The sequence below is a fragment of the Microbacterium sp. genome (assembly GCF_046295495.1).
GTDB lineage: Bacteria > Actinomycetota > Actinomycetes > Actinomycetales > Microbacteriaceae > Microbacterium.
The window spans coordinates 38,951-62,361 of sequence record NZ_JBKBNC010000016.1 but is presented as its reverse complement, the minus strand read 5'-3'; the positions used below and the strand labels follow the sequence as shown (position 1 = coordinate 62,361).

The 23,411-nt window shown below is 72.8% G+C and carries 24 protein-coding genes and 1 pseudogene; 11 read left to right on the top strand and 14 right to left on the bottom strand.

The features are described 5' to 3' along the window. Positions 1-218 (bottom strand): annotated as a pseudogene (locus ACK4LS_RS08450) (NlpC/P60 family protein); the annotation flags it as partial. Positions 219-431: 213 nt separating this feature from the next. Here ACK4LS_RS08450 and ACK4LS_RS08445 point away from each other — a divergent pair. Both ACK4LS_RS08445 and ACK4LS_RS08440 read left to right on the top strand, forming a co-directional pair. Beyond that, entirely contained in the window at positions 432-1,178 is a 747-nt protein-coding gene (locus ACK4LS_RS08445; RefSeq protein ID WP_409716003.1) for an ABC transporter ATP-binding protein, read from the top strand. Further along, positions 1,175-2,509, top strand: a complete 1,335-nt coding sequence (locus tag ACK4LS_RS08440; RefSeq protein WP_409716000.1) for an FtsX-like permease family protein — start codon at positions 1,175-1,177, stop codon at positions 2,507-2,509. Before ACK4LS_RS08445 ends, ACK4LS_RS08440 begins: the two co-directional genes overlap by 4 nt. A gap of 90 nt (positions 2,510-2,599) precedes the next feature. Here ACK4LS_RS08440 and ACK4LS_RS08435 read toward each other — a convergent pair whose 3' ends face one another. Further along, positions 2,600-4,795, bottom strand: coding sequence for an MMPL family transporter (locus ACK4LS_RS08435; RefSeq protein WP_409715997.1), 2,196 nt, complete (start codon positions 4,793-4,795; stop codon positions 2,600-2,602). Positions 4,796-4,876: 81 nt separating this feature from the next. Here ACK4LS_RS08435 and ACK4LS_RS08430 point away from each other — a divergent pair, with 81 nt between their 5' ends. Both ACK4LS_RS08430 and ACK4LS_RS08425 read left to right on the top strand, forming a co-directional pair. Beyond that, positions 4,877-5,398 carry a MarR family winged helix-turn-helix transcriptional regulator gene (locus ACK4LS_RS08430; RefSeq protein ID WP_409715993.1) on the top strand — a complete coding sequence of 174 codons (522 nt, stop codon included), beginning with the start codon at positions 4,877-4,879 and terminating at the stop codon, positions 5,396-5,398. A gap of 126 nt (positions 5,399-5,524) precedes the next feature. Then, positions 5,525-5,932, top strand: a complete 408-nt coding sequence (locus ACK4LS_RS08425; RefSeq protein WP_409715991.1) for an NUDIX hydrolase — start codon at positions 5,525-5,527, stop codon at positions 5,930-5,932. A 64-nt stretch (positions 5,933-5,996) separates the two neighbouring features. Here ACK4LS_RS08425 and ACK4LS_RS08420 read toward each other — a convergent pair whose 3' ends face one another. The 6 genes from ACK4LS_RS08420 to ACK4LS_RS08395 form a co-directional block, all read right to left on the bottom strand. Continuing rightward, positions 5,997-7,484 (bottom strand): SDR family NAD(P)-dependent oxidoreductase, encoded by a 1,488-nt coding sequence (locus ACK4LS_RS08420; protein ID WP_409715988.1) that lies wholly within the window; start codon positions 7,482-7,484, stop codon positions 5,997-5,999. A gap of 145 nt (positions 7,485-7,629) precedes the next feature. Further along, positions 7,630-9,153 (bottom strand): hypothetical protein, encoded by a 1,524-nt coding sequence (locus ACK4LS_RS08415; protein ID WP_409715985.1) that lies wholly within the window; start codon positions 9,151-9,153, stop codon positions 7,630-7,632. Next, positions 9,150-9,674, bottom strand: coding sequence for a PH domain-containing protein (locus ACK4LS_RS08410; protein ID WP_409715983.1), 525 nt, complete (start codon positions 9,672-9,674; stop codon positions 9,150-9,152). The genes ACK4LS_RS08415 and ACK4LS_RS08410 overlap by 4 nt, the downstream gene beginning before the upstream one ends. Before the next feature lie 194 nt (positions 9,675-9,868). Beyond that, a complete protein-coding gene (locus ACK4LS_RS08405; RefSeq protein ID WP_409715981.1) occupies positions 9,869-10,624 on the bottom strand; it encodes an ABC transporter permease in 756 nt (251 codons plus the stop codon). Next, the gene (locus ACK4LS_RS08400) at positions 10,611-11,543 is read right to left on the bottom strand and encodes an ATP-binding cassette domain-containing protein (protein WP_409715978.1); all 933 of its coding nucleotides are present in this window, start codon (positions 11,541-11,543) and stop codon (positions 10,611-10,613) included. The genes ACK4LS_RS08405 and ACK4LS_RS08400 overlap by 14 nt, the downstream gene beginning before the upstream one ends. 89 nt (positions 11,544-11,632) lie before the next feature. Then, positions 11,633-11,827, bottom strand: a complete 195-nt coding sequence (locus ACK4LS_RS08395; RefSeq protein WP_409715975.1) for an aureocin A53 family class IId bacteriocin — start codon at positions 11,825-11,827, stop codon at positions 11,633-11,635. A gap of 312 nt (positions 11,828-12,139) precedes the next feature. On the opposite strand from ACK4LS_RS08395, the gene ACK4LS_RS08390 reads away from it, so the two are divergent. Then, positions 12,140-12,340 (top strand): hypothetical protein, encoded by a 201-nt coding sequence (locus ACK4LS_RS08390; RefSeq protein WP_409715972.1) that lies wholly within the window; start codon positions 12,140-12,142, stop codon positions 12,338-12,340. Positions 12,341-12,356: 16 nt separating this feature from the next. On the opposite strand, the gene ACK4LS_RS08385 is transcribed toward ACK4LS_RS08390, so the two are convergent. After that, positions 12,357-13,019: a response regulator gene (locus tag ACK4LS_RS08385; protein ID WP_409715969.1), complete on the bottom strand. Its 663-nt coding sequence runs from the start codon at positions 13,017-13,019 to the stop codon at positions 12,357-12,359. A 153-nt stretch (positions 13,020-13,172) separates the two neighbouring features. Between ACK4LS_RS08385 and ACK4LS_RS08380 the strand changes: the two genes are divergently transcribed. Beyond that, complete coding sequence (locus ACK4LS_RS08380) at positions 13,173-14,417, top strand: sensor histidine kinase (protein WP_409715967.1); 1,245 nt, start codon at positions 13,173-13,175, stop codon at positions 14,415-14,417. A gap of 78 nt (positions 14,418-14,495) precedes the next feature. Here ACK4LS_RS08380 and ACK4LS_RS08375 read toward each other — a convergent pair whose 3' ends face one another. The 4 genes from ACK4LS_RS08375 to ACK4LS_RS08360 all read right to left on the bottom strand — a co-directional run bounded on the left by ACK4LS_RS08375 (position 14,496) and on the right by ACK4LS_RS08360 (position 18,017). Beyond that, the gene (locus ACK4LS_RS08375) at positions 14,496-14,642 is read right to left on the bottom strand and encodes a hypothetical protein (protein ID WP_409715964.1); all 147 of its coding nucleotides are present in this window, start codon (positions 14,640-14,642) and stop codon (positions 14,496-14,498) included. A 9-nt stretch (positions 14,643-14,651) separates the two neighbouring features. Further along, complete coding sequence (locus ACK4LS_RS08370) at positions 14,652-15,914, bottom strand: acyltransferase family protein (protein ID WP_409715961.1); 1,263 nt, start codon at positions 15,912-15,914, stop codon at positions 14,652-14,654. Positions 15,915-16,132: 218 nt separating this feature from the next. Next, positions 16,133-16,792, bottom strand: coding sequence for a HEAT repeat domain-containing protein (locus ACK4LS_RS08365; protein ID WP_409715958.1), 660 nt, complete (start codon positions 16,790-16,792; stop codon positions 16,133-16,135). 76 nt (positions 16,793-16,868) lie between these two features. Continuing rightward, positions 16,869-18,017 (bottom strand): MFS transporter, encoded by a 1,149-nt coding sequence (locus ACK4LS_RS08360; RefSeq protein ID WP_409715955.1) that lies wholly within the window; start codon positions 18,015-18,017, stop codon positions 16,869-16,871. 22 nt (positions 18,018-18,039) lie between these two features. Between ACK4LS_RS08360 and ACK4LS_RS08355 the strand changes: the two genes are divergently transcribed. After that, entirely contained in the window at positions 18,040-18,606 is a 567-nt protein-coding gene (locus ACK4LS_RS08355) for a TetR/AcrR family transcriptional regulator (RefSeq protein WP_409715952.1), read from the top strand. Positions 18,607-18,641: 35 nt separating this feature from the next. On the opposite strand, the gene ACK4LS_RS08350 is transcribed toward ACK4LS_RS08355, so the two are convergent. Continuing rightward, positions 18,642-19,829 (bottom strand): ROK family protein, encoded by a 1,188-nt coding sequence (locus tag ACK4LS_RS08350; protein ID WP_409715950.1) that lies wholly within the window; start codon positions 19,827-19,829, stop codon positions 18,642-18,644. Between the two features lie 148 nt (positions 19,830-19,977). Here ACK4LS_RS08350 and ACK4LS_RS08345 point away from each other — a divergent pair, with 148 nt between their 5' ends. The 4 genes from ACK4LS_RS08345 to ACK4LS_RS08330 all read left to right on the top strand — a co-directional run bounded on the left by ACK4LS_RS08345 (position 19,978) and on the right by ACK4LS_RS08330 (position 23,375). Beyond that, positions 19,978-20,748, top strand: a complete 771-nt coding sequence (locus ACK4LS_RS08345; RefSeq protein ID WP_409715947.1) for an amino acid ABC transporter ATP-binding protein — start codon at positions 19,978-19,980, stop codon at positions 20,746-20,748. A gap of 85 nt (positions 20,749-20,833) precedes the next feature. Beyond that, positions 20,834-21,787, top strand: coding sequence for a glutamate ABC transporter substrate-binding protein (locus ACK4LS_RS08340; protein WP_409715944.1), 954 nt, complete (start codon positions 20,834-20,836; stop codon positions 21,785-21,787). A gap of 74 nt (positions 21,788-21,861) precedes the next feature. After that, a complete protein-coding gene (locus tag ACK4LS_RS08335) occupies positions 21,862-22,506 on the top strand; it encodes an amino acid ABC transporter permease (RefSeq protein WP_409715942.1) in 645 nt (214 codons plus the stop codon). Further along, entirely contained in the window at positions 22,503-23,375 is an 873-nt protein-coding gene (locus ACK4LS_RS08330) for an amino acid ABC transporter permease (RefSeq protein WP_409715939.1), read from the top strand. Before ACK4LS_RS08335 ends, ACK4LS_RS08330 begins: the two co-directional genes overlap by 4 nt. Positions 23,376-23,411: the final 36 nt, after the last annotated feature.

Here is a 23,411-nt window from a genome sequence, read left to right as displayed (position 1 = left end):
GGGGGCGTCGCCGTCGGGCGCGGCGTCGGCGTCGGCGTCGGTGTGGGCGTCGCGACCGGGGTCGGAGAGGCGCTCGCACGCGCCGGCACCGTCACCACGATCGTCTGGGCGCCCGAGAGCACGGCGCCCTCGTCGATGGGTGCCGGGCCCGCGGTGGGGGCCGGGGCGGGGCCGGCCGCGACCAGAGCGGCGAGCGCGATCGCGACGGGCAACGACATGACGGACCACCTCCGGTGCACCACTGTGGTCGGCGTACGTGTCCGACGCACCCTTCGTACGGAACGAGACGCCGAACGACGGGGAAAGAGCGACCGCCGCCGCCCCGTCCACCACCCGAGGCACCCGCAGCCCGGTCGGAATCGTCCCCGCGGCGGACCCGCATACCTCGCGCGACGGACGACCCGCGCGTCTGCCCCCGCTGGGATGGAGACATGACCTCTTCAGCTGTGCTCACCGCCTCCGGCCTCGTCAAGCGCTATGGCGACCTGCGTGCCCTCGACGACGTGTCGCTGACCATCCGAGCCGGCGAGTCCGTCGCGGTGATGGGCCCCTCCGGCTCGGGGAAGACGACGCTTCTGCACTGCGTGGCGGCCGTCATCGCCCCGGATGCCGGCTCGATCGTGCTCTCGGCACCCGGCTCCGCGCCGCGCGAGCTCGTCGGGCTCGGCGAGGGCGAACGGGCGCGCGTGCGGCGCGAGGCGCTCGGCTTCGTGTTCCAGGAGCACCTGCTGATGCCCGAGCTCACGGCCGTCGAGAACGCCGCGCTCCCCCTCCTGCTGAAGGGCATGAGACGACAGGATGCCGAACGGCACGCCGCCGTGTGGCTGGCCGCCCTGGGCCTGGCCGGCATGGAGGGTCGCCGCATCGGTCAGCTCTCGGGCGGTCAGGCCCAGCGCGTCGCGATCGCCCGCGCGCAGGTGACCGGAGCGCCGGTGGTGTTCGCCGACGAGCCGACCGGCGCCCTCGACTCCGCGACCTCGGCCGAGGTCCTCGACGCGCTGCTGCACGCCACCACCGGCCAGGGCCGGACGCTCGTGATGGTCACGCACGACGCCGACGTGGCTCGGCGCTGCTCGCGGATCGTGCGGGTGAGCGACGGTCGCGTGGTCGCCGACAGCGCGGATCCCGCCGTCGGCACGGCTCCCGCCGCGACCCTCCCCACGGAGGCCGGACGATGAGCACGATCCTGGAGCTCTCGCGCCAGCTCTCGCGCCCCGCCCGGCAGGGACGCACGGCCGTCGCGCTGCCGGTCGTCGCCTTCGCCGTCACGACCGCGCTGCTGCTGGTCGTCGTCGGCGGCGCCCGGATGTTCCTCATCGATCCGCGCACCGCGGAGGGAAACGGCCTGTACGGGATCCTCGCCGCGCTGGCGCTCGTTCTGCTGGCCGTCCCCCTCGTCACCCTCGGCGCCGCGGCCGCCCGCCTCACGAGCCGTCGCCGTAACGATCGCCTCGCGACCCTGCGTCTGCTCGGGGCGAGTGGGCAGGAGCTCTGGTCGCTGACGGTCCTCGAGGCCACGGTCGTGGCCGCGATCGGCGCGCTCGCCGGCGTCGTGCTCTACGCGGTCCTCCTGCCCCTCGTGGGGCTGCTGCCGTTCTTCGGCGGGCCGGTCGGCATCGGCGCCGTCGTCGTCGACCCGCTGCTCGGACTCGCGGTGACCGTCGGGGTGGTGCTGATCGGCGCGGCCAGCGCGGCGGCGAGCCTGCGCCGCGTCGCCGTCACCCCGCTCGGTGTGCGCACGCGCAGCGACGCTCCCCCCACGCGCCGCGTGGCGATGGTGGTCGGCGGCATCCTGATCGTCGGCGTGGTGCTGGTGGTGGGCAACTTCTCGATCGTGGGGCAGCTCGTCGGTCCGGCCGTGGGCGTCGTGGTGCTGCTCGCGGTGTTCGCCGGTGCGCTGGCGCTGCTCAACGTCATCGGTGCACCGATCGTCGCCGCCCGGGGCCGGTCGATGGCGCGTCGGGCGCGGACCGCCGCCGATCTCATCGCGGGTCGGGAGCTCAGCGCCCACGCGGGCCCGGCGTGGCGACGGGTGTCGGGCATGGCGCTCGTGGCCTTCATCGCGGTGGTCGCGGGCTGCGGGCTGTCGATCGCCGACGTCGCCGCGGGTGCCGCGCCCGGGACGCTCATGGGCGACATCCGCACGGGCGTGCTCGTGACGCTCGGGATCGCCTTCGTGCTGCTCGCCTGCGCGGTGGGGGTGACGCAGGCGGCCTCGGTCCTCGAGGAGCGTGAGCTGCTCGTCGGCCTCGATCGCCTGGGGATCCCGGATGCCGAGCTCCGCCGCGCGCGCCGCCTCACCGTCATGGTGCCGCTGCGGTGGGCCGCGGTGGGCGGGGCCGTGCTGGGGGCCGTGCTGGCGTTCCCGGTCGTGGGCTTCAGCCTGCTCGTCGCTCCGCTGTCGGTGCTGACCATCGCGGCGACCTTCGCGGCCGGCTTCGCACTGGTGGGCGGGGCCCTGGCTTCGACGCGGCCGATCGTCGACGGCATCCGCCGCGGCACGCTCTGACGCGACCCTCGACTCCCCACCCGGCCCGTCGACGGGCCGGGTGGGACCGCGGACCGGGACGCATGGGGGCATCGTCCCGGACCGCGGAGCTCACCCGCGCGGTGCGCCCGCGCGCCGCGCGGCACGGCGATCCGCATCACGATCCGCACGGGGCTCCCGGGCTCGGGTCTGCCCGGCGCGCTCGCGCGGACCCGGCGCATGCGGGACATCGCCGTCGAGGCGGGCGGCCGCCTCGGCATCCGTCACGGTCGGGCGCCGCGGCCACCAGAACCGGTCGCCCGCGATGAAGGCCATGGCGGGCACGATCACCGTGCGCACGAGCAGCGTGTCGATCAGCACGCCGATGCACACGATGATGCCGATCTGGGTGAGGGTGATCAGCGGCAGCACGCCCAGGACCGCGAACACAGCGGCGAGCAGGATGCCGGCGCTGGTGATGACGGCGCCGGTGGCCGCGAGCGCGCGGATCATGCCCTGGGTCGTCCCCCGTGTGCGGCTCTCTTCCTGCGCTCGCGTGACGAGGAAGATGCTGTAGTCCACGCCCAGCGCCACGAGGAACAGGAAGCTGAACAGCAGGACGTTCGTGTCGATCGCGGGGAATGCGAACAGCGGGGTCTGGAACAGCCACCACGCCGCCCCCACCGCGGAGAAGAAGCTCGCGACCACGGCGAGCAGCAGCAGCACCGGCGCGAGGAGTGCGCGCAGCAGCACCACGAGCACGAGGAAGACCAGCACGAGGATCAGCGGGATGATGAGCGCCTGATCGCGCTCCTGGGCGCCGGCGACGTCGAGGGCCCGGGCGTCGAGTCCGCCGACGAGCGCGTCTCCGGAGCCGACGGTGTCGAGGTCGGCGCGCAACCGCTCGATCGTCGCGAAGGCCTCGGGCGTCTCAGCCGCCGACGACAGCGTCACGTCGACGCGGGCCCAGTCGCCGTTCTCCTCGGCGAGGCGCGCCGTGTCGACGCCCTCCACCCCCGCGGCGGCCTCGACGATCGCGTCGGCGTCGGCCACCGGGGCGACCACGGTCGCGGGTGAGGTGGCACCGGCCGAGAAGGCCTCGGCCAAGACCTCCTGCCCGGTCACCGCGTCGGGCTTCTGCAGGAAGCGGTCGTTCTGCGAGAGCCCGGTCTGCACGAAGAACATGCCGCTCGCGAGCGCCCCGAGCACCACGGCACCCGTGAGCGCGACCACGACGGGTCGGCGCGAGACCGCACCCCCGAGCTTTCCCCAGGGGCTGCGCGCGATCGCGTCGGGCGAGCCGAAGCGCGGGACGTAGGGCCAGAACAACCAGCGCCCGAACAGCACGAGAGCGGCCGGCAGCACGATCAGCGCGAACGCCATCGCCACGACGACGCCCACCGCGCAGGCGAGTCCGAGCGCGCGATTGCCCGACAGTTCGCCGAGCAGCAGGGTGGCCAGGGCGAGCGCGACGGTCGATCCGCTCGCGATGATCGCGGGGCCGGCGCCGCGGACGGCGCGGCGCATGGCTTCGCGACGATCTTCGGCGAGGCGCAGTTCGTCGCGGTACCGCGCGATCAGCAGCAGGGCGTAGTTGGTGCCCGCACCGAAGACGAGCACCGACAGGATGCCGGTGATGGAGGCGTCGAGCTGCACCCCCACCAGCGCCGCCACCCGGCGGGCGACGATACCGGCCGAGGCGTCGGCGGTGCCGATGACGATGAGCGGCACGAGCCAGAGCCACGGGCTGCGGTACGTGATCAGCAACAGCACGGCGACCACGATCACGGTGGTCAGCAGGAGGGTGAAGTCGGCGCCGTCGAAGACCGCGGCGATGTCGACCTCGAAGCCCTCCGGGCCGGTGAGATAGGTGCGCACCCCGTCGAGTCCGTCGGCGGCGAGGGTGCGGATCTCGTCGGCCCGCTCCGTCTGCGCGGCGACGTCGGTCTCGGGCGTCAGCGGCACGACGAGCAGCGCGACCGTTCCGTCGTCCGACACCTGGGGCGGCGGGATGAAGCCCTCGGGAGTGAGGTCGACGAGGTCGCCGAACGCCTTCTGCTGGATGGCGGCGACCGTCTCGGCGTTCAGGGCCGAGCCGTCGTCGGAGGCGAACACGACGAGCGCTGAGGTGGTGTCGGCATCGGGGAAGGTGTCGAGCACCTCGTCGACCTGCACCGACTCGGCGGAGTCGGGGAGGCCCGTGGCCGGGGCGGTCTCGCTCGTGGAGCCCGACCCGAGGACGAACAGCGCGGCGACTCCCGCGAAAGCGACCACCAGCACGATCCACGACGTGCGGGCCGACGTGAGGAAACGCAAGAGGGCGGTCATCGGTCACCTTCGCTAGATTTTGGAGTATCTCGATTTTCGAGATACGAGAAAACTAGCCCACTCCTGCGTAGAGTGCCAGTCATGGAAGCGCCGGAATCTTCCACCCCTCCCCCCACCGTCGGTGGCGTCGCCGTGCCTCAGGTGCGACGCCCGACGGCGCTCGTGCGCGAGCTGTTCATGGCCGGGTCGGCCTTCGAGAAGGCGCTGCAGCGCGAGCTCGCGGTGAATCCCACGGGCCTCGACGCCATGGGCCACCTGGTGATGTCGGGGCCGCTCTCACCGGGCGAGCTGTCGCGCCGCCTCGACCTCACGACCGCCGCCACCACCGCGGCGATCGACCGCCTCGTCGACCTCGGCCACGTCACGCGCGCCCCGCATCCCACCGACCGCCGCAGCGTGCTCGTGGTGCCGACCGAATCGTCGATGGCACGCGCGATGGGTCACCTCGCGCCGATGATCGCGGGCGTCGACGCCGTGCTCGACGACTTCACCGACGACGAACAACGCGTGATCGCGCGCTACCTCGAGCGCATCGTGGCGTCCTACGGCATCCCCGCCGACGACGCCCCACCCTCGATGGCCGTCCCCCGCTCGCCCCACTGACGCCCCGCGCCCGTCCGCTCCCTCGAGCGTCCCAGACACGCGGGACGACCGCGCGCGGCCTCGGTGCGTCTGGGACACTCACCGAGGACGTGGGTGCCCGTCGCGGGCGCCTGCTAGCGTGCGGGGGTGACTCCGGATGCCGTCTCCCCGCGCCGCATCCACGTCTCGGCCGCGGTGATCACCGACGCCGAGGGCAGGCTGCTGCTGGTGCGCAAGGCCGGGACCACGGCCTTCATGCAGCCCGGCGGCAAGCCCGAGCTGGGCGAGACCCCCGCCGAGACCCTCGCGCGCGAGCTCGCCGAGGAGGTCGGCCTCCGGGTCGATCCCGACGCGCTCGAGCCGCTCGGCCGTTTCGCGGCGAGCGCGGCCAACGAACCGGGCTTCGAGGTGGTCGCCGACGTCTTCCGCGTCGACATCGGCGATCAGCGACCCGAACCGGATGCCGAGATCGCGGAGCTGCGCTGGGTCACCGCCGGCACGGCATCCGGGATTGAGATCGCACCGCTCGCGCGGGACTATTTCCTGCCCGCCTGAGGTTCCGACCCCTGCCCCGCGCCCCGACAACGCCCCGCGGGGAGCCGCGCGGAGCGCGGGCGACTCACCACGAACCCTTGCGGTAGTCCTTCAGGAAGATGCCGAAGAGGTCTTCGCCGGCCTCGCCGCGCACGATCGGGTCGTACACGCGGGCCGCGCCGTCGACGAGGTCGAGCGGCGCGTGGAAGCCCTCCTCGGCCAGGCGCACCTTGGTGAAGTGCGGGCGCTCGTCGGTGATCCAGCCGGTGTCGACCGCGGTCATGAGGATGCCGTCGGCCTCGAACATCTCGCGCGCACTCGTGCGGGTGAGCATGTTCAGCGCGGCCTTGGCCATGTTGGTGTGGGGGTGACCGGGGCCCTTGTAGCCGCGGCCGAACACGCCCTCCATCGCCGAGACGTTGACGATGTACTTGCGCTTCGCGGTCGACGCGGCCATCGCCGGGCGCAGGCGGCTGACGAGCAGGAACGGCGCGGTCATGTTCGCCAGCTGCACCTCGAGCATCTCGAGCGGCTCGACCTGGTCGACGTGCTGGGTCCAGCTGTTGATGCGATCCTCGTCGGGGATCAGCCCGCCCGCATCGATCGCGGTGCCGGTGGTCAGGCGCTCGATCGACGAGGAGCCCGCCGCCATCGCCTCGGCGGTGAGCTCGTCGGCCGTGCGCGCGGCAGCGGCGAGGATCGGATGCGACGACACCGACTGCGCGAGCGCGAGGGGGTGGGCGTCGTTGGTGTGGCCGAAGGTGACGAGCTCGGGCAGCGGGCCGTCGGGAAGCGGGGCCAGTTCGGCATCCACCAGGGGTTTGTAGGCCCCCGGCGAGCGCCGCACGGTTTGCGCTGCGTTGTTGATGAGGATGTCGAGCGGACCCTCGGATGCCACCGAGTCGGCGAGGCCGATCACCTGGGCGGGGTCGCGCAGGTCGATGCCGACGACCTTGAGGCGGTGGATCCAGTCGGCGCTGTCGGGCAGCGACGAGAACCGGCGCACGGCGTCGCGCGGGAAGCGCGTGGTGATCGTGGTGTGCGCGCCGTCGCGAAGCAGCCGCAGCGCGATGTACATGCCGATCTTGGCGCGGCCCCCGGTGAGCAGGGCGCGCCGGCCGGTGAGGTCGGTGCGGGCGTCGCGCTTCTCGTGGCTCATCGACGCGCAGTCGGGGCAGAGCTGGTGATAGAACGCGTCGACGAGGGTGTAGTCCTGCTTGCAGATGTAGCAGGCGCGCGCCTTGATCAGCTCTCCCGCGAACGGCATCGAGGTGCGGGCCGCGAGCGGGATGCCGCGCGTCTCGTCGTCGATGCGGTCGGGGGCGCCGGTGGCGGTGGCGGCGACGACCGCGCGGTCGGCGTCGGCGATGCGCTGACGCTTCTCCTTGCGCGACTGGCGCTTCACGTCCTTGTAGAGCTTGCCGGTCTGACGGCGCAGGGCGATGTAGGCGGGGTCCTCGGGGTCGAGCGAGGAGGCGGCGTCGATGACGCGCAGCGCGATCTCGAGTTCGATCGGATCGATGGATGCCGACCGCGCGGCATCGCGGTCGGGGTTCAGCAGTGTTTCGGGCACGGGGCAGTGTACCGAGGCCTTGCTGAACGCCCGGTGGGCCGGGCGTGTCGCGGTCGCGGCATCCGGTGTCCGCCGCCGCGCGACGCCGTGCTCGGGGCGCGATCGAAAAGGACCCGGCCTCCGAGCGCCGTGCGCGGCACGGCGCTCAGGGCGTGCTCGCGAGCGGGCCGGCCGCCGTCCGCAGCGCGCGTCGGCGCGTCCGGGCGAGGGGGATGCTCCGCGCGACCCGCGCCGACAGCGCGTCGACGTCGGCCGCGACGAAGCGGAGGGCCCGGAAGGTGCGCGGCATCCCGGCGTAGTAGCAGAGGTGCGCGAGAAGCGGACGCGTCGCCAGGCGGCTCGTGGCCACGATGTGCACGGCGGCGGTGTCGAGCACCGTCTGCCGCTGCACGAGGTGGCTGACCAGGAGGACGACGCGATCCGACCCGGTCTCCGCGTCCAGTCGCGCGCACAGCACCCGACTGACGGGCCAGGCCACGGCGAGCGCGAGCGCCCCGGCCGAGAGCACGAACACCGGCGGCCATCCCTGCGCGGCCGCCGCCCACCCCGCCAGCAGCGTCACCGCCGTCAACGACGCCAGGACGGCGAGACCGGCGGCGAGGGCGCGTCCGCCCCGATCCACCGTCGGCAGGCGCGTCGCCGGGTCTTCGCCGAACGCCTCGCGCAGCAGGCGCGCCACGGCGCGGCGGGGAAGCGAGGGCAGCACGAGGTTGGTGCCGAGCTGGGCGGCCGAGTCCGTGGTCAGCACCGACAGTCGCACGCGGCCCAGCAGCGTCTCGACGAGGTTGCGCTGCAGGACGACGCCGATCACCGCCCCCGGCGCGATGCTCCGGGTGTGGGTCGACAGCAGGCCGTACGAGATCACGAGCCGAGCGTCGGGTTCCCGCCGCACCTCGAACGACGCGTACCGCACCACGGTCAGCACCAAACCGAGCGCCACGATCCCCGCCGCGATCACGAGGGCCCACGCGGCCGGCGGCAGGGGCAGCCAGCGGGCGATGACCTCGTCGGCGCCGATCGTTCCCAGCGTCTCCGAGAGGGCCAGCGCCGCCCCGCCCCCGATGAGGGCGAACTGCCCGTAGACCACGCTCGCCAGCAGCAGCTGCGTGGTCCGCACCCGGTAGAGCAGGATGCCGGCCGGCTCGGCGTCCGCGACGGCCCCGAGGCCGGGATCGTCGCCGCGGTCGGTGACGTCTCCCCGGCCGGCGCGGGCGAGCGCGTGCCCGGCGTATCGGGTGACGGCGCGGTGCAACTCGTCGTCGGCGGCCCACAGTTGCACCTTGGTCCGCTCGTCGCCGGCCTGGGAGAGCGTGAGGGCGTGCAGGCGCCACCGCGCGAACGCCCACGACTGGCGGGAGTCGACCGTGCCGACATCCGCCCACGCGAGCGACTGGTCTCGGCGATGCACGGCGCCCGTCGTGACGCGCAGGTGGGTCGGCGTGATCGCGACGCGGGTGAAGGTCCATCGCCAGACCGGCTCGCAGACGAGAACCGCGATCAGCGGGCCCAGAGCGACCCACGCCCAGGCCCCCGGCCAGACGGCGGGGGCGAACAGGTACACCACGCCGGCGAGGAGGCTGCCGGCCAGCTTGGGGGCGGACTCCAGGTACGCCGCCGGGAGGTAGCGCGAGGGCAGACGCCGCGCCTCACCCGCGGCCGAGCCGGTCACGCCTGCGTCTCCCCCTGCGCCAGCAGCACCGTCGCGCGCACGCGCTCCGCGGCATCCCGCTCGAGAGGGCCGAGGCCCTCGATCTCGGAGATGCACGTGAACCGCACGCTCACCGCGTCGAATGCCCGCAGGAGGGGTCCCTGCACGATCTCGACGTTGAGGATCTGCGCCGTCGCGATCACCGTGCTCCGGCGCCATAGCCAGCCCCGGGTGATGTAGACGAAGTCGGGGGTGACCGTGTAGCTGGTGTTCTCGACCTCTTTGCGGTTGAGCCACGGCATCTCGATCGCGAGCGAGACGACGGCCAGCGCCGCGAGAACCCCCCACAACACGGTGCGCCACGTGGCGTCGGGGAGGAAGGCGATGCCCACGGAGAGCGCCACGGCGACGGCGGCCGTTCCGACCCCCTCGCGGAGGTTCAAGTAAGCGAGCGCGCGGGGCGCCAGCGACCGTTCCCCGGGCTCGCCGTGCCGTGGAGGGAGGCCGAGGGGGGACGACGAGGGGCTCGCGACGGGGGCCACGACCTCATCCTCGCCCATCGTCCCCGCGCGCGGGAGTCGCTCGTCGTGGAACTCCAAGGGTTCCCGAAGGGGGGATGCGTAAGCTGGTGCCGCTTCATCTCGATCCGATTCGAAGCACCCCTGGCTGGCGTCTTGACCGAGGCGCCAGCCAGACCCTTTCGGGGCGGGCGCGCCGACCTCGGCCGCTCGGCCGCTCACTGGACGTCGGCCCGCTGATGGCGCACGAAGCCGATCGCGAGCGGCACGACCAGCCACAGCGCGGCGGCCGTGAGAGCGGGACCGACCGGGCCGGTGCCGCTGACGGCGTCGACGATCGCGCTGAGGCGCACCCACGATCCGCCGCCGTTCGGGACGAGCATCAGCAGGGGATCGACGACGAGACCCTGCACGAGCGAGAAGACGATGGCGATGGCCACGCGCTGCGTCGCGGCGCCGTACGCGATGCCCGACACCGTGCCGACGGCCGCGCTCCCGAGGAGCACGGCGATGGTCTCGGCATCCGCGTTCCAGGCGATGGTCGATCCCGTCGCCAGCGCGAGCACGATCGTGAAGGCCGTGGCGAACACGCCCGCGACGACGACGAGCCCCGCGCAGATGATCAGGGCGGTCGACGCTTTCGCGAAGAACACGAGGTGTCGGCGCGGTTCGAGGGCGAACGTGGTGAGCACGTCGCGCGACTGCCAGTCGGCCGCCATCACGAAGATCGCGAGGATCGGCACGAACACGGTGACGGCCGACCCCATGCCGAGCAGGGCTCCCGAGATGCTCACCTCGCGTGAGTCGAGCAGCAGGGCGATGGCGGCCACACCCGCCCCGACCACCACCCAGAGGCCCGCGGTGAGTCCGAGCGCCCAGCGGGTGCCGCGCGTCGTCCAGACGTTGCGGAGCTCGGCGCGCAGGCTGCGGGCGAAACGCCCGGTGGTCGTCGGTTCGGCGTCAACGAGGATCAAGGACGTCCCCTTCCACTCGGTACTGGCCGCGCGTCAGGCGGCGGTAGAGGTCGCTGATCGATTCGCGGTCCTCGGCGAGCTCGTCGATGACGATGCCGTCGGCCAGGCACACCCGGCTGAGCGAGCGCGGGTCGGTCTCGACCGAGAACCGGCCGGCGCCCGCGTCGAGGCGGAAGGGGATGCCGCGCGAGGTGAGGGCGCGCTGCAGCAGATCGGGGTCGGCGGCGACCACCGTCGCCTTCGCCCCGGAGGCCAGGTCGCCGACCTCGCCGGAATGGCGGATCACGCCCTCGCTGAGCACGACGATGCGATCGGCGAAGGTCTGGAGCTCCTCGAGCAGGTGCGTCGACACGAGGACGGACCCGCCCGTCGCGTGCGCGTGCTGGACCAGCACGCCCCGGAGCCAGTCGGCGGTCTCGATGTCGAGGCCGTTCATCGGCTCGTCGAGGATGAGGTGCCGCGGCCGGCCGACGAGGGCCACCGCGAGCGCGACGCGCTGCTTCATGCCGAGCGAGAGCGCGCCGAAACGGCGGCGTGCGGCCGAGGCCAGACCGAGCGTTGCGATCAACTCGCGCACGCGCTCGCGCGGCGCGCCCGCGAGCAGGGCGGCGCCCGCGAGGGTGTCCTCGACGCTGCGCCCCGGGTGGTGGGCACCCGGGTCGAGCAGGGCGCCCACGGTGCGCCCGGGCCGCGGGAGGTCGCGGAAGGCCACGCCGTCGAAAGTCGTCGACCCGGTGTCGGGGATCGTCAGGCCGAGCATCGTGCGCATCGACGTGGACTTGCCCGACCCGTTCGGGCCCAGGAGCCCGGTGACCGCCCCGGCGGGGATGTCGAAGGAGACCCCGTCGAGCACGCGCTTGGTGCGATACGTCTTCGTGACGCCCTTCACGCGGATGCCGGTGTCGCTGTCGTGCGGCATGTGCGGTGCCTCTCCCTGTCGGTCGAATGGTGTGGACGACGGTGCCCCGAGGGGCGGCACGATCGTCGTGCCGCCCCCGAGGACACCCGTCAGCCGATGCCGAGAATGCGCAGGATCCACTCCAGGATCGTGCCGAACGAGATGCCGGCGTTGATCCACTCGAGCACGCGACGCCAGTTGTTGCGTGCCCACGCGGTGATCCGCCCGACCTGGCTCGCGACGGCCTTGCCCCAGCGCCCGATGTTCGCCACGACCCACGCGATGAATTTCAGAACTGCCCCCATGATGCTTCCTCTCGATCCGTTGAGTGTTGTCAGCGGCGCTGCGTTCGTGACCGCGATCGCAGCGCCGCCAGTGACGCTACTCAGGGCGTGGGGGCGCCTCTTGACCCGAAAGGCACCGGCGTCGGCGCGCAGGACGCAATCGCGTTCCGTCCTGAGACGCAACCGGGAGCGCCCGCGTGCCGCCCCCCGACGGAATGCGCCCCGCACGCGTTTCGACGGGCGTCAGCCGGAGCTAGGCTCCGAGGCGTCACCCGCACCCCGCGGCGCGACCACCGGATCGACCCGCCCCGCACCCGCGACGAGAGGAACCTCATGGCCGAGAAGAAGCGAACCGCCGCAGACGGCGCGGCCCTCGTCGCGCTCGTCGTCGTCGCACTGGCCGTCGGCGTCTCGCTGGCCGCGTTCACCGACGTCGCCGTGCCCCTGCGCTGGGGCCTCACCGTCGTCTCGGGCATCGTCGCCGCCGCGATCGCGTACGCCGTCGTCTCGCGCCGCGCCCGCTCGCGCCGCTGACACCGCCCGCGGCGCCTCAGGGGAGGGTGATCACCCCGGCCGCCGCCGCGCGCAGGAGCACCTGCACACGATCGCGCACGCTCCACTTCGTCATGATGCGGCGCATGTGCGATTTCACCGTGGCCTCCGAGAGGAAGAGGTCGCGGCCGATCTCGGCGTTCGACATGCCCTTGGCCAACAGCTCGAGCACCTCCCGTTCGCGGCGCGACACCTGCTCCGCCGCGCTGAGGGTCACCGTGGGCTGACCGGCCGGCTGCGCGTAGATGCGCCGCACCAGGTCGTGCCCCGCCACCGGCGACAGCACGAAGCCGCCGAAGTGCGCGCTGCGGATGGCGGCCGTGATGTGCTCGGGCTCGGAGTCCTTCACGAGGAAGCCGACGGCGCCCACGCGCAGCGCCGCCGCCACCGTCTCGTCGCTGCCGTAGGTCGTGATCGCGATCGTGCGCGTCGACGGCAGGTCGGCCGAGAGCTGTTCGATCGCCCGGATGCCGTCGCCCCCCGGCATCCGGATGTCCATCAGCACCACGTCGGGTCGCCGTTCGAGGCTCAGGCGCACGGCGCTCGGTCCGTCGCTCGCCTCACCGACGACCGTCATGCCGGACTCCGCGGTGAGGAACACCTGCAGAGCGCGGCGCACGAGGGCTTCGTCATCGGCGATGAGCACTCGGATGGGCGACATGCGATCAGCATAGGTGCCGGTTTTGCGTCTTGTGGTGGCGCGATTGCGTCTTGAGGAGGAACGGGCCGCGGGCACCCACGCGTCAGGATGAGCGGACGACGTGCCGGGACTCATTCCGGCACGGATCACGACGAAGGGGCGAAGAATGTTCATATGGATGCCGTTGACGGGCCAGCAGCCACTCCTCTGGTCTCACCTGTGCCGGATGCTGGGCATCTGCCGGTAACGGACGGTGCCCGCGGCGCCGGCACCGGAGCCCGCGCCGCGCACCGGGGACTGCTCGACTTCGTGCTGCCGCCGAAGGCCGCCCGCGTTCTGATCGTCGTGCTGCCGTCGCTGGCCGCGGCCGAGACGGTGTGGGCGCAGCTCGTCGGGCAGCGCTCGGCATCCTGGGCGATCATCGCCGTCTCCCTGCTCATCACCGCCGCCATCATCGTGATGGCCTGGCGGCCGACGTGGGGAGCGGGAGCGATGGCGCTGGTCGGGTTCGCCGCGGTGGCGGCGGGCCAGGGCGGCGAGTACCTCACCGCCGTCGCGCTGAGCGCGGGTGTCGTCTTCTACTGCTGCAGCGCGCCGTTCTCGATGGCCTACGGCGTCGCGTCGGTCGCGTGGGTCGCCGTGATCGCCACGGTGCCGCCGGGGCTCGGGGTGGGCGGTGTGGTCGCGGCCTTCCTCGTGGGGACGCTGTCGGCCGCGGCGGGGCGGGGCCTGCGCACGGTGGTGCGGCGCAACCTCGCGCTCACCTCCCAGGTCGACGCGCACGAGGCCCAGCTCGACGCCGCCCTCGCGGCGGAACGCAACCGCATCGCCGATGAGCTGCACGACGTCATCGCGCATGAGATCTCGATCACGGTCATGCACGCGCGCGTGCTGGAGCGCACTGACGACCCCGAGACGAGGTCCAGCTCGCAACGCGCGATCGTGGCCTCGTCGACCCAGGCTCTCGCCGACACCCGCCGCGTGCTGCAGCTCGTGCACGGCCGCGCCGGCACGGGCTCGATCCCGGATGCCGTGGAGACGAGCATCCGCCGCGAGCTGGAGGCCCTCGCGCAGAAGCTCCGCGACCTCGGCCACGAGGTGCGCACCGAGGTGACGGGCGACGAGCCGCTCGCCGGCATCATCACCGCCACGCTCATCCGGGCCGCGCGCGAGGCCGTGACGAACGTGGTCAAGCACGCCGACCCCTCGGCGCGGGTCGACCTCTTTCTCTCGCTGACGCCGCACGCGGTGGTGCTGACCGTCGAGAACGACGCGAACCGGCCCCCGCCCGAGCGGCGGGGCGACCCCTCTTTCGGTCTCGCCCGGCTCCGCGAGCGCGTCGACGTGCTCGGGGGGACCTTCGCGGCCGGGCCCGACGGCGACCGCTGGCGCGTGCGCGTGGAGCTGGCCGCGCGCTGAGCGCTCGAGCCCGCCGACACCGCGGGGATCACCGCGCTCGCGCCGACGCTCCCCACGGCCGGCGCGACCGGCGCCGGGTCACTGTCGGCCGGCGTCGATCCAGCGGGTGTGGGCTTTCAGTGCGTGCACGACGGCGAGCCGCACGACGAGATACAGCACCGCCCCGACCACGACGAGACCGACGCCCCACGTCAGCAGCAGGATCAACACGTGCGCTCCGACCATCCGGCGAGCCTAGCGATCGCGAACGGCCTCGGCCACCGCGCCGACGCGACCGGCATCCCGCGCGCCTCCCCCGGAGCGACCGGCATCCCGCGCGCCTCCCCCGGAGCGACCGGCATCCTTCCCGCCGTCCGCGGCGACGGCCGCCGCCGCCCCCGCCCTCCGTGCCGGGTCGTACCGCAGCAGCCACCGCTGCGCCGGAACCTCCACCGTCCGGTGCAGCACCCACGCGATCGCGAGTGCGATGCCGAACGCGGCGAGCGCGAGCAGCACGGCCCGCCGCCACGGCAGCTGCGGGTGCCCCTCGGGCCACGCCGACGACACCGCGGCGATCACGAGCAGGTGCACGAGGTAGAAGGCGAACGACACGCGACCGAGCTCCTGCCAGAGCGGGCGCGCGAGGAACGTCGAGGTCGAGCGTGCGTCGGCGTCGGCGAGCGCGGCGACGAGCAGCGCGAAGGAGCCGACGGTGGCGGCGAGCCCCGGGTGGATGTCGGTGCCGGGGATGGCCGGCGCCTCCGACAGCGCGTACCCGGCGACGGCGAGGGGAACGGCCAGCCGCAGCCGCGCCGGGCGCCAGTCGCTGTTCTTCACCAGCAGCGCGAGGCCCATGCCGATCACGAACTCGGGCAGGCGCAGCAGGGGGGTGGATGCCGCCGACAGCACGCTCGGAGCGAGGGCGGCGATCTGCGGGGCGAGCGCGACGAGCACGAGGCAGGCCGGCACGACGATCGCCCGGGCGCGGTTCGACAGCCGCACCAACGGGCCGATCAGGAAGGGGAAGCCGAGGTAGAAGAACGCCTCGCACACGAGCGACCAGCTCGCCGGGTTCCCGGCCTGCCACCAGTCGGGCACCCAGCCGTTGACGAGGAAGACGTTCGCGACGACCGGCGCCGCACTGTCGCTGCGGATCTCGGGCACGAGGGTGAACGCGGCGACGAGCGCGAGAGCGACGCCGACCACGTGCAGGGGGTAGATGCGCGCGAACCGGTGCCACCAGAACGATCGAGCGCTCTGCTGCGGCTTGTACCCCCACGCGAGCACGAAGCCCGAGAGGATGAAGAACAGCGTCACACCGGTCTTGCCGGCCTCGAACAGGAAGGCCCACACCGAGCCCGCGGTGCCGCCGAAGTACTCGACCGCCATCAGGTGGTGCCCGAAGATCAACATCGCCGTGGCCCAGCGCAGGCCGGTCAGCGAGGGCAGGGTCCGCACGCGGTCGAGCGGACCGGGGGCCGCCGCCATCGGCGGCACGGTGCGCGCGGGGGCCGTCATCGTGCTGATGTGATCGCCTCCCGCGTCGTTCCCGAGCGCGATCCCGCGCCCGTCGACGACACCCTCGGAGTCGACCTGAGCACGTGGAGTCGCGCAGACCGGGTGAGACGGTACTCCCCCGTTGTGAGGAGATTCCTGGAAGGGAAGGGGGCTTGACCTGGGAGGTTCCGGGATGGGAGGCGCCCCGGAGGGCCGCCCGGGGCCGGTTCCGTCGCCGCTCAGTCCTCCGCGGGCAGCGCCCGCTGCGCCACGACCCGCCGGGCCTCCACGACGGCCTCGGCGAACTCCGTATCCGGGTCGTCCATGACGATCGCGGTGGCCCGCGCGTGCGCGCTCACGACGTCGTAGGGCGAGGCCGCGGCCCGCTCGACGGCGGCTTCGGCGCGGTATCCGATCGCCGCGAACGCCCGGCTCAGGCTGCGCTGGGTGTCGTGGTCGCCGCGCCCGAACTGGGTCGCGAGCTCGTCGGCGAGCGACTCGTGCGCATCGTCGGGAACGAGACCGGATGCCGTCCGCCAGGCCGCTCGCGCCACCTCCGGATGCCGATCCCGCAGCACCGCCGGCGTGATCACCGCGAACGCCGCGGGGTCGCCGATCTTCGAGAGGGTGTGCACGGCCTGGCTCCGCGCCTGCGGGATCTCGGATGCCACCTCGGGCAGCAGCGCGGAGACCGCCCGCGCCGGGTCGTGCCGCGTGAGCGCCCACGTGAGCATGTCGCGCACGAAGAAGTCGGTCTCCACTGCGCACCGGGCCACGAGCTCGGCGATGTAGCTGTCGTGGGGCCGCGTCCCGGCGGCGAGCGCGGCCTGCAGTCGTGCGGAGGCGTCGGAGTGCGTGAGCGCCGCGCGGAGTCGGTCGGCGGGGGTGGCGTCGGTCATGGTGGTTCCAGCGTTTCACGCGCCGCCCCGGCGAGGGCCGACATGGCGGATGCCGGCGCGGCTGCGCCGCACCCGGTCAGACCGCCGCGGCGGTCACCCTCGCCTCCCGACGCGCGAAGACCGTCGCCAGCGCACAGAGCCCCGCTCCGACCGCGAACGCCGCCCCGATGCCCGCACCGGTCATCAGCAGACCCAGGATCGCCGCGCCGATCCCCTGCCCCAGCACCAGGGTCACGAAGAGCACGGCCGTCCCCGCGGCGGCGCGATGAGGGTCGAGCTGCGTCGTCCAGGCGATGAGCGCTCCCGTGGCCGCGGTGTACGCCCATCCGAAGACGGCCGCCACGAGCGCGGCGACGACGATCCCGGATGCCGTCAGCGGCAGCGCCGCCGTCGCCATGGCCGCGAGCACCACCGTGACGACCCACGCCCGCTGCGGACCCCACGACGCCAACCGGCGGGCCGTGACCGCCACCGCCGCGCCTCCCGCCCCGAGCGAGATCCACGCGACGACCGACACCGTCTCGTCGAGTCCTGCGTCCACGAGCAGGGTCCGCCCGAACGTCCACACCGCCGCCGACCCCGCACCGAAGAGCAGGGCGGCACTGAGCGGGGGGACGTGTCGTCCGAACCACGGCCTCGGGGGCATCGGCATTCGCTCCTCCCCCAAAGGGACGCCCCGCAACGCCCAGAGCACCGCGAGCCCGGCGAGAGCGCTCGTGACGGCGGCGATCGCCCACGCGACCCGCCAGTCGGGGAGCAGAACGAGCGCGAGCACCCCGGCGACGACGAGTCCCGGACCGGTGCCCGAGTTCGCGATGGTCTGCGCGCGAGCATCTCCCCGCGTCATGGGGTGGCTCTCGATGACCGCGACGACCGCCGGCGAGGCGAGCCCCGCACCCGCTGAGCCCAGGATCGCGGCCGCGGCGAACGTCGTGACATCCGGGGCCATCGCCATCCCCGCGGCACCCGCAGCGGCCATGGCGCCGGCGGCGATGACCGCCGCGCGGGGCGCACGCGCCGCCCCGACGAACCCGACCAAGGCCGCCGCGACGTACAGCGCGGAACCTCCCGACGAGATCGCTCCGCCCAGGGCGGCGTCGAAGCCGAGATCACGCTGCGCGTCGGGCAGCACGAGCCCGAAAGCCAGGCGCACCAGGCCGTAGGTCGCGGCGATGAGGGCCAGAGAGGAACCCGTGACCCATGCAGACGAAAACGATCGTTTCACTTTTGCAGTCTAGGGTGAACGTGTGACGTCGCGACAGGCCACCCGCACGAAGCTGCTCGACGCGGCTGAAGACCTGTTCTTCACCCGGGGCATCGCCGCGACCCCCATCGACGCCGTCCTGGAACGCGCGGGGGTGTCGTCGGCGACGCTCTACCGGGCCTATTCGAGCAAAGAGGCGCTCGTCGCCGCCGTGCTGGATCGCCGGCACGCCGCGTGGCTCTCCGCGTGGGACGCCGAGATCGCCGACGCCGGCTCGCCCACCGAGGCCCTGCTCTGCATCTTCGACGCGAACGACGCCTTTCGCTCCGGGCCCCGGGGCGCGCGCTGGTGCGCGTTCCTGAACACGGCGGCCGAGTTCGCCGACCCGCCGCCGCAGATCGCCGAAGTGCTCGAACGCGAGACGCGCACCTATCGCGAGCGCCTCACGCGCCTCGCGGGCGAGGCAGGCGCCCCCGACCCCGCGGCCCTGGCCGACCAACTCCTGCTCGTGGCGTCGGGCGAGCTCGCCATGCGCCTTCGAACCGACGCCACGACGTCACCGGCGCGCGCCGTCGCCGCCGCGGTCGTCGCCGCCGCCCTCGCGCCCTGACCGGAGCGCCCGATTCACCCCCGCGACGACGCCCCTCAGGGCGACGGCAGGCGCAGAGCCTCCCGCGCCGACGGGGACCCGAACACCGCGTCGAGGAACAGCCGGGCCGCCCCCAGGATGCCGCCCGTCCGGGGGTGGCGCGGCGGGGAGACCTCGAGGCGTTCGGTCACCATCGGCAGGCAGTCGGCCCAGAGCCGCGACCGGATCCCCGCGACGAACACGTCGGATGCGCTGAGCGCCCCTCCGACGACGAGCCGATCGGGGGTGAAGAAGTTGACGATGGTCGCCAGCACGCCGCCGGTCATGCTGCCGGCATCCCTCAGCAGTTTCGTGGCGAGGGCGTCTCCGTTGCGCGCGAGGTCGATGACCATGTCGACGTCGGAGACGTCGCGGCCGGCGTCGCGCGCAGCGCGGGTGAGCGCGGATCCGCTCGCGACGGCGTCGAGACACCCCACGCGCCCGCACGAACACGCCACGGGAGAGGCCCCCGGAACGCTGACGTGGCTGATGTCGCCCGCCGCGCCGCTTCGACCCGTGTAGAGCTGTCCGAGCGCGATGACGCCCGAGCCGATGCCCGAGCCGGCCTTGATGAAGACCTGGTTGATCGCGAGCGGGTCGCCCCCGACGAGCTCGCCGACCGCCATGCAGTTCGCGTCGTTGCCCGCGAGCGCGGGGACGCCGAGGGAGGCCGCGAGGAGGGCCGCCGCATCGACGCCGTGCCATCCCGGCATGCGCGACGGGGCGACGAGCGCTCCGGTCTCCGCCGACACGGGGCCGGGCAGGGCGATCGCCGCTCCCGTGAGCGCGGGCGCGCCGTGCGCGGCGCCGAGGCTGGCCAGTTCCGCGGCGAGGCGACGCACCACCGCGTCGGGCCCCTCCGCGAGATCCAGCGCGAGGTGGCGGTGGGCGAGGGGCACCCCGGCGTAGTCGATGAGGCCGATGGTGGAGCGCTCGACGCCGAGGTCCACGCTGCCGACCGTCCCCAACCCTCCGCGCACGGCGAGCCGTCGCGGTCGGCGGCCACCCCGCGAATCGTCGGGGCCGGTCTCGACGACCACGCCCGCCGCGATCAGCGGGTCGATGCGAGCGGTCACGGTTGACGGCGACAGTCCCGTCTGCGTGGCGAGCTCCGCGCGAGAGCGGGCCGTCTCGGCGCGCAGAGGAGCGAGGACGACCAAGGCCTGCGGGGTGAGCGTCGGCAGGAGCGCGGGAGAGGACTGCACGACCATAGCTTACTCCAGAACTGGAGTTAGTTAGTCGAAATACCTGTGTAACATGGCACCGTTAGTTTGATTTCACCGATGGCGCGGAAATCACCTCCCGCGCCGGTTCTCCGTCATCGCGGCTGGCCCGCGGGAAGGATCCACGCCCGTGACAACGCCCACGCCTCCCTCCGCCCCGCGCGCAGACGCCCTCGTCGCGGTGCGTGACGTGCAGAAGCACTTCGGCGCGCATCACGTGCTCAAAGACATCGACCTCGAGATCGCCCGCGGCGAGGTCGTCGTCATCGTCGGTCCGTCCGGGTCGGGCAAGTCGACCCTGTGCCGGTGCCTGAACCGCCTCGAGACCATCACCTCGGGAACGATCACGATCGACGGCGTCCCCCTCCCGTCGGAGGGCCGCGCTCTGGCCGACCTGCGCGCCGAGGTGGGCATGGTCTTCCAGTCGTTCAACCTCTTCGCCCACCGCACGATCCTCGACAACGTCGCCCTCGCTCCCCGCATCGTCTCGAGAGTGCCACTGAAGAAGGCCCGCGAAGAAGCGCTCATCCTCCTCGACCGCGTCGGCATCGCCGACAAGGCCGAGCGCTTCCCCGGCGAGCTCAGCGGCGGCCAGCAGCAGCGCGCCGCCATCGCCCGCGCCCTGGCGATGAAGCCGAAGCTCATGCTCTTCGACGAGCCGACGTCGGCGCTCGACCCCGAGATGGTCAGCGAAGTCCTCGACGTCATCACCTCGTTGGCCGAAGAGGGGATGACGATGGTCGTCGTCACGCACGAGATGGGCTTCGCCCGCCGCGCCGCCGACCGCGTCGTCTTCATGGACGACGGCCGCATCGTCGAAGACTCCACGCCCGACGCCTTCTTCACCCACGCGCAGAGCGACCGCGCTCGCGCATTCCTGTCGAAGATCCTCGCGCACTGACGTCCCCCACCCCCGCGCGCTTCGGGCTCCCCGCACGGCAGCGCCCGTCACGCAGCACAGCAACAGACAACGAAAGGCAGTACCCGTGATCTCCTCTCGCTCGATCCTCCGCCGAGGACTCGTCCTCCTGGCCTCGGCGGCCACCGTCGCGTCGCTCGCGGCGTGCTCGTCCGGCTCGTCGGCCGTGCCCGGCTCCGACCCCAGCGCCTCGGCCGCGGCGAACAGCCTCGAAGCCGTCTACGCCGACGCCCCGATCGCGGAGGCGGCGGCCCTCATCCCCGGCTCGACGATGGAGAAGATCAAGGAGCGCGGAAAGCTCGTGGTCGCCGAGGCGCTCGACGCTCCCCTGCTCTCGCAGCAGGACCCGACCAACCCCGACGACGTCGAGGGCTTCGACGCCGACCTGGCCAAGATGCTGGCGATCTACATCCTCGGCGAGCCCAACGTCGAGATCGTGCCGCCCGCCTCCGAGACGCGCGAGGCCCTGCTCGCCAACGGCACGGTCGACGTGGTCTTCAACACCTACACGATCACCGAGCAGCGCGCCGAGCAGGTCGACTTCGCCGGCCCCTACCTCGAGTCGGGTCTGGCCGTCGCCGTGCGCAGCGACAACACCGACATCAACGGCATCGACGACCTGGGCGGCAAGACCGTCATCGTCGGCGCCAACACCCCCGCCGTCACCGCCGTGCCGGAGGAGCAGCCGACCGCCGAGGTCGTCAGCTTCGCCACCGACCCCCAGGCCCTCCAGGCTCTGCAGCAGGGCCGCGGCGACGCCTACGTGCAGGACTTCACGCTGCTCGCCAGCCACGCGATCGACGACGACAGCATCAAGGTCGTCGGACAGCCCTTCACCTCCGAGGCCTACGGCATCGGCCTGAAGAAGGACGACGCGGAGTTCAAGGCGTTCATCAACGACTGGCTCGAGAAGATCCAGGCCGACGGCTCGTGGGCCGCGATCTGGGACGCGACCCTGGGCTCGGCCGTCGAGACCAGCGCCCCGACCCCGCCGGCGATCGGCAGCGTCCCCGGCTCCTGAGCCGACCGACCGGCGTCCGCCCTCCGCGGGTGGGCGCCGGTCGCCCCGTCACGTTCCGTCTTTCCAAGGACCCCATGGACTTCTTCGTCACCAGCGCCGGCCCGATCGCCGAGGCGCTCGGAACGACCATCCTGCTGGCCGTCACCGCCGGCATCGGATCGATCGTGCTCGGCACGCTCATCACGGCCGCGCGGATCAGCCCCGTTCCGGTGCTGCGCGGAGCCGCGTTCGCCTACGTGCAGTTCTTCGTGAACGTGCCCCTGCTCGTCCTCCTCGTCCTGGCCGTCTTCGCGCTCCCGGATGCCGGATTCCTGCTGCCCCTGACCCCGACGGCGATCATCGTGCTCACGCTCTACGAAGCCGCCTACGTCGCCGAGGCCGTGCGAAGCGGCGTGAACACCGTCGGCCGGGGCGAGATCGAGGCCAGCCGCGCGCTCGGGTTCTCGCTCGGGCAGACCCTCCGGGTCCTCGTCATCCCCCAGTCGCTGCGGGCAGCCATTCAGCCCATCGGCAACGTCATGATCGCCCTCACCATGAACACCGCCCTCGCCGCGGCCATCGGCGTCGTGGAGCTCACCAGCGCCGCGAACAAGCTGAACCTCGTCGAGGCGCAGCCCATCCTGATCTTCACCGCCGCGGGCCTGGTCTACATGGTGCTGGCATTGGCGATCGGGCTCACCGCCGGCCGTCTCGAGAAGAAGCTGAGGATCCGCCGATGACGTCATCCCCCGTCTCCGCGCTCTATGACGAGCCGGGGCCCCGCACACGCCTGAAGATCCGCATCTGGTCGGTCGTCAGCGCGCTCGTCATCCTGGGCGTCGTCGCGCTCGGGGTCGTGCAGTTCGCCTCGAAGGGCCAACTCGACGCCGACCGCTGGACTCCGTTCCTCGATCTCGCGATCTGGGAGTACCTCGGCGTCGGCCTGGTCGGCACCCTGCAGGCCGCCGCGCTGACCGCCGTGCTCGGCTTCGCCCTGGGCCTGGTCCTGGCGCTCGGGCGCCTCAGCCGGGTCACCGCCGTCCGCTGGGTCTGCACCGCGTACATCGAGGTCGCCCGCACCATCCCCGTGCTCCTCCTCATCTACCTCATGCTGTTCGGCCTCCCCCAGCTCGGGCTCAACTTCCCCCTGCTGTGGAAGCTCGTCATCCCGCTGACGATCGCCAACTCGGCCGCGTTCGCGGAGATCATCCGCGCCGGCGTGCTCGCCCTGCCCCGCGGGCAGACCGAGGCGGGTCTGAGTCTCGGCATGTCGCGGTGGCAGGTGGACCGCAAGGTCGTGCTGCCGCAGGCCCTCCGCTTCGTCGCGCCCTCGCTCGTGGTGCAGCTCGTCAGCCTGCTGAAAGACACCTCGCTCGGCTACATCGTGGCCTTCACCGAGCTGCTCTACCGCGGCCAGGTGCTGTCGGCGTACAACGGTCTGCTCATTCAGACGTTCGTCGTCGTGACCGCGATCTTCCTCGCCCTGAACGGCAGCCTCTCTGGCCTCGCCTCCCGCCTGCAGCGACGCCCGGGCCGCCGCAGCCTGGCGGCGCCCACCGAGACCGCCCCCGCGGGTCTGACGACGCCGAACGCCCCCGTCGACCGCTGATCCTCCCCTCGCGCGTCCTCGCGCGACGGCATCGAA

Coding starts and splice junctions, on each gene's coding strand:
- ACK4LS_RS08445 (WP_409716003.1), top strand. CDS start 432: ATGACCTCTTCAGCTGTGCTCACCGCCTCCGGCCTCGTCAAGCGCTAT.
- ACK4LS_RS08440 (WP_409716000.1), top strand. CDS start 1,175: ATGAGCACGATCCTGGAGCTCTCGCGCCAGCTCTCGCGCCCCGCCCGG.
- ACK4LS_RS08435 (WP_409715997.1), bottom strand. CDS start 4,795: ATGACCGCCCTCTTGCGTTTCCTCACGTCGGCCCGCACGTCGTGGATC.
- ACK4LS_RS08430 (WP_409715993.1), top strand. CDS start 4,877: ATGGAAGCGCCGGAATCTTCCACCCCTCCCCCCACCGTCGGTGGCGTC.
- ACK4LS_RS08400 (WP_409715978.1), bottom strand. CDS start 11,543: ATGCCGCACGACAGCGACACCGGCATCCGCGTGAAGGGCGTCACGAAG.
- ACK4LS_RS08395 (WP_409715975.1), bottom strand. CDS start 11,827: ATGGGGGCAGTTCTGAAATTCATCGCGTGGGTCGTGGCGAACATCGGG.
- ACK4LS_RS08390 (WP_409715972.1), top strand. CDS start 12,140: ATGGCCGAGAAGAAGCGAACCGCCGCAGACGGCGCGGCCCTCGTCGCG.
- ACK4LS_RS08385 (WP_409715969.1), bottom strand. CDS start 13,019: ATGTCGCCCATCCGAGTGCTCATCGCCGATGACGAAGCCCTCGTGCGC.
- ACK4LS_RS08380 (WP_409715967.1), top strand. CDS start 13,173: ATGGATGCCGTTGACGGGCCAGCAGCCACTCCTCTGGTCTCACCTGTG.
- ACK4LS_RS08375 (WP_409715964.1), bottom strand. CDS start 14,642: ATGGTCGGAGCGCACGTGTTGATCCTGCTGCTGACGTGGGGCGTCGGT.
- ACK4LS_RS08370 (WP_409715961.1), bottom strand. CDS start 15,914: ATGACGGCCCCCGCGCGCACCGTGCCGCCGATGGCGGCGGCCCCCGGT.
- ACK4LS_RS08365 (WP_409715958.1), bottom strand. CDS start 16,792: ATGACCGACGCCACCCCCGCCGACCGACTCCGCGCGGCGCTCACGCAC.
- ACK4LS_RS08335 (WP_409715942.1), top strand. CDS start 21,862: ATGGACTTCTTCGTCACCAGCGCCGGCCCGATCGCCGAGGCGCTCGGA.
- ACK4LS_RS08330 (WP_409715939.1), top strand. CDS start 22,503: ATGACGTCATCCCCCGTCTCCGCGCTCTATGACGAGCCGGGGCCCCGC.